4 protein-coding genes are annotated in these 4,334 nt (G+C 54.4%); all 4 read left to right on the top strand.

Features of this window, described 5'->3' with window-relative positions:
* Positions 1-144 precede the first annotated feature (144 nt).
* Positions 145-1,419 (top strand): replication-associated recombination protein A, encoded by a 1,275-nt coding sequence (locus Q0Z93_RS09710; RefSeq protein ID WP_298065023.1) that lies wholly within the window; start codon positions 145-147, stop codon positions 1,417-1,419.
* A 55-nt stretch (positions 1,420-1,474) separates the two neighbouring features.
* Entirely contained in the window at positions 1,475-2,338 is an 864-nt protein-coding gene (kdsA, locus tag Q0Z93_RS09715) for a 3-deoxy-8-phosphooctulonate synthase (protein ID WP_298065026.1), read from the top strand.
* A gap of 26 nt (positions 2,339-2,364) precedes the next feature.
* Positions 2,365-3,063: a hypothetical protein gene (locus tag Q0Z93_RS09720; RefSeq protein WP_298065029.1), complete on the top strand. Its 699-nt coding sequence runs from the start codon at positions 2,365-2,367 to the stop codon at positions 3,061-3,063.
* Positions 3,053-4,334, top strand: a 1,282-nt coding sequence (locus tag Q0Z93_RS09725) for a hypothetical protein (RefSeq protein ID WP_298065031.1), incomplete at its 3' end; no start/stop codon positions are given. The genes Q0Z93_RS09720 and Q0Z93_RS09725, both read left to right, overlap by 11 nt.

Genomic DNA, 4,334 nt, shown 5'->3' on the forward strand with positions numbered 1-4,334 from the left:
GCAATATGTCAATTTCGTTAATCATCGTCCCATTGGACAGATAAAATATGCACTAATTTAATTCAACCAACAGGTAGTTCTCTTTTTTCAAAAAGAAAATGGTGGCTTCCCGTACAAAGAATAAAGTATATAAATTTGTGGATTATGAAGAGCAATGTACCTTTAGCCGAGCGGATGCGTCCGACGACCCTCGACCAATATATCGGACAGACCCATTTGGTGGGGCCGGACGGCGTGTTGCGCAAATTCGTGACTACACACAATCTCTCCTCTTTCATCTTGTGGGGGCCTCCGGGCGTAGGGAAGACCACGCTGGCCCAGATCATGGCCCGGTCATTGGAACGCAAATTCTTCACACTCAGCGCCATAAATGCAGGAGTTAAAGAAGTGCGCGAAGTGCTGGAGAAAGCCAGGTCGAGCCGATTCTTCGACTCGGCACCGCCCGTACTGTTCATCGACGAAATCCACCGCTTCAACAAAGCCCAGCAGGACTCGCTGCTGGGAGCAGTCGAACAAGGCGTCGTCACCCTGATCGGGGCGACGACCGAAAACCCCTCGTTCGAGATCATCCGGCCACTGCTCTCACGGTGCCAGGTCTATATTCTGAAGCCCTTGGCCGAAGAAGATTTGAAAAAACTGCTCGACCGCGTCATCACGGAAGACCCCTGCCTGAAAGAGCTGGACATACGGATCGAAGAGACCGGCGCCCTGCTCGGATTCAGCGGCGGAGACGCCCGGAAGCTGCTCAATATCGTCGAAATGATTTGCAGCACGGCAGGCGACGAAAAAATCGTTATCAACGACGAGACGGTGCGGGCTTCACTGCAACAAAATATAGCCCGGTACGACAAGAACGGCGAGGAACATTACGACGTCATTTCGGCCTTTATCAAGAGCGTCCGGGGGAGCGATCCGAACGCAGCCATATACTATTTGGCCCGGATGCTGGCCGGCGGCGAAGAGCCGCGGTTCATCGCCCGGCGGCTGTGCATACTGGCTTCCGAGGACATCGGGCTGGCCAATCCGAACGCCTTGCTGCTGGCCGAGGCCTGTTTCAATACGGTGCATAACATCGGAATGCCGGAAGCGCGGATCACGCTGGCGCAGACCACGATTTATTTAGCGACATCGCCTAAGAGCAACTCGGCCTACTTGGCCATCGACAAGGCCATGGCGCAGGTCGAGAAAGAAGGGTACCGGCCTGTGCCGCTCCACTTGCGGAACGCCCCTACCCCACTGATGGAACAGGCGGGATATGGAACGGGATACAAGTATGCGCACGACTATCCGGGCCATTTCGTCGATCTGGAGTTCATGCCGGAGGGGTTGAGCGGCAAACGGTTCTGGGAACCGGCCGAAAATCCGGCGGAAGGGAAAATGAAAGCTCGCATGGACGATCTTTGGCAAGGGAAATATTAGACCGGTTTGGGGTTTGAGGGGAAAATAATTAGATTTACAGAAAAAAGCGATTTTTATGACGATGAAGTGCAGCCATACCGGGACCAAGAACAAAGATATCCGGGTCGAAATACCCGGATTTACCGATGACAACAAGAAGGGGCCGTTCTTTTTGATGGCGGGGCCGTGCGTGGTCGAGAACGAAGATATTGTGATGAGTACGGCCCGGGAAATGGTGGAGATCACTTCCCGGCTGGGGATTCCGTATATCTTCAAAGCATCGTACCGCAAGGCCAACCGGAGCCGGGGTGACTCGTTTACGGGGATCGGGGACATCCGGGCGCTGAACTTGCTGGCGAAAGTGCGGCGGGAGTTCGGCGTACCGGTGGTGACCGACATACACAATCCGGAAGAGGCGGCGATGGCGGCGGAATATGTCGATGTGCTCCAGATACCGGCTTTCCTGTGCCGGCAGACCGACCTGCTGACGGCGGCGGCCGAGACCGGCAAGTGGGTCAATATCAAGAAAGGACAATTTTTGGCACCGGAGTCGATGGCATTTGCGGCGGCCAAGATTACGGAAGCGGGGAATGACCGGGTGATACTCACGGATCGGGGGACGATGTTCGGCTATCAGGACTTGGTGGTGGATTACCGGGGGATACCGATCATGCAGCGGACGGGATTTCCGGTGGTGATGGATATTACCCATTCGCTGCAGCAGCCCAACCAGAGCAGCGGGGTGACGGGCGGACATCCGGAAATGATCGAAACCATTGCGCGGGCGGCGATTGCAGTAGGGGTCGACGGCCTGTTCGTCGAGACGCATCCGGATCCGGCGCATGCGTTGTCGGACGGAGCCAATATGTTACCCCTTGACCAGATGGATGGGATGCTCGAACGCCTCCTCGCTTTGCGGCAGACCATTCTGACCTTTTAATTCTCAAAGATTTACGACCAAAACCTATGGAACAGACCGATCGGACGGAAAACAAACGGGAACAGATTATCGAGACACTGAAGACAAAGTCGGCATTGCTTCAGCATATTTTCGACAATACACAGCAGGTTTTCTGTCAGCTCAAGGAGATTTTGCAGGAGTATGCCGTGGAGGTGAACGACCGGTTGGAGGGGAATACCGACAAACGGGTCAAAATGGAATACCGCGACCGGGGAAAATTCGAGGCCCAGCTCCAGATGGCCGGCGACATCCTGATTTTCAGCATGCACACCAATGTATTCCAGTTCGAGCGGGAGAATATCATCTGGCAGAATTCCTATGTGAAGCAGGACAAGCAGAACGCTTATTGCGGGGTGATCAACATCTACAACTTTCTGGCCGACTCGTTCAAATACAACCGGTCGGCGGACGAGGGGTACTTAGTGGCGCGGATCTTTATCAACCGCGACTTTCAGTACATGGTCGAAGGGAAACGGCAGGTGGCGTTCCGGCACGACCGGTTCGGACAGGGGGCCATTACGCCGGAAGCCTTGACGGAAATTATCGAAAATACGATGGCTTACACGCTGGACTTCGATCTGCTCGTGCCGCCGTACGATACGGTCAAGTTAGTGACGGTAGACCAGATGAATACCAAAATCGAGAACTCGAAACTCCAGACCGGCAAGCGGTTGGGGTATCAGTTCCGTTCAGATGATGTGTAGATGCAGACATATCGCCACGTCACTCCTGCTCTTCTGCCTTGCCCCGTTCGTTTACGCGCAGACACCCCCTCTCGTTGCCGAGCCGGCGCGAACGGCCAACTACGATGACCAGATGCACAGCGATACGATCGTTGTGCCCATGAATTTCCGCGAACGGAGCGAAAAGTCCGATGCTTTCTACGACACGCTTCGGTACCGCCGATACAAGAATCCCATCACCCAGTTTCTGTTCCGTTCACTGATCCGTAACCGGGATGCCAGCGACGAAGGGCCTCCCATGCTCGATTTCACGCGGAACCGGAATTATTTCGAGCACTATTCCGGCAAACGCATCGCTGCCGTGCGCCTCACCCAGGCCAATGTCTTTTCACCGAGGAATCCGGCTGAAAAAGTGAGTTGGGGACAACGTTTCCTGGATAAAATCCACATCCGTACCCAGAAGAAGCAATTGACGCAGAACCTCCTGTTCCAGGTCGGGGACACGATCAATCCTTACGTCATGGGGATCAACGAAGAGATGCTCCGCAGCCTGCCTTATCTTTCGACGGCTTATTTCGTGGTTTTGCCGGATCCGCACGATTCGTCGGCAGTCATTGTGAACATTTTCGCCCGTGACAACTGGTCTCTCAGCGCCGATGCCTCGTTCGGTAGCATCGAGAACCGGATCTCCGTTTTCGACCGGAATTTTCTGGGCACCGGCGATGAAATCAAGCTGACATTCAGCAGCGAGAAAGGATTGAAACATATCGGAACCGAAATCGATTATACGGCCCGGAACCTGCTCGGTTCTTTTACCGACGTGACGGTCAAAATGGGAGTCGGCGCAAACAGCAACATCGGACAGTTCACCGTGGAGCATCCTTTCATACTCCCTTCCGACTGGGCGTTCGGATTCGAAGCAGGCCGCTGCTACAAGCGGGAAAAATTGTCACTGACCGACACCACTTATTATGTCAACCGTTTCCGGGTGAACGGCTGGATCGGCAAATCCTGGTGTCTGAACTGGCACAACGGGACGAATGTCTATATCGCCGCTTCACTGGGCAAGGAACAATACATCAACCGGCCGCCGGTGACCGAAAGTCTGAACCCTTTTTATCACAACCGCGACCTTTTCCTGTTCAGCATAGGTTTCGCCCGCCGCAACTATTTCCAGGGTAATATGATTTACGGTTACGGGCGGACTGAAGACATCCCTTACGGTTTTCGCGTGGAGCTTGTGGGAGGGCGTCAGTGGGAAGAAAAACTGGGCGGCAGGGATTACTGGGGGG

It is taken from the genome of uncultured Rikenella sp. (assembly GCF_947628055.1).
In the GTDB taxonomy this organism is placed as follows: domain Bacteria; phylum Bacteroidota; class Bacteroidia; order Bacteroidales; family Rikenellaceae; genus Rikenella.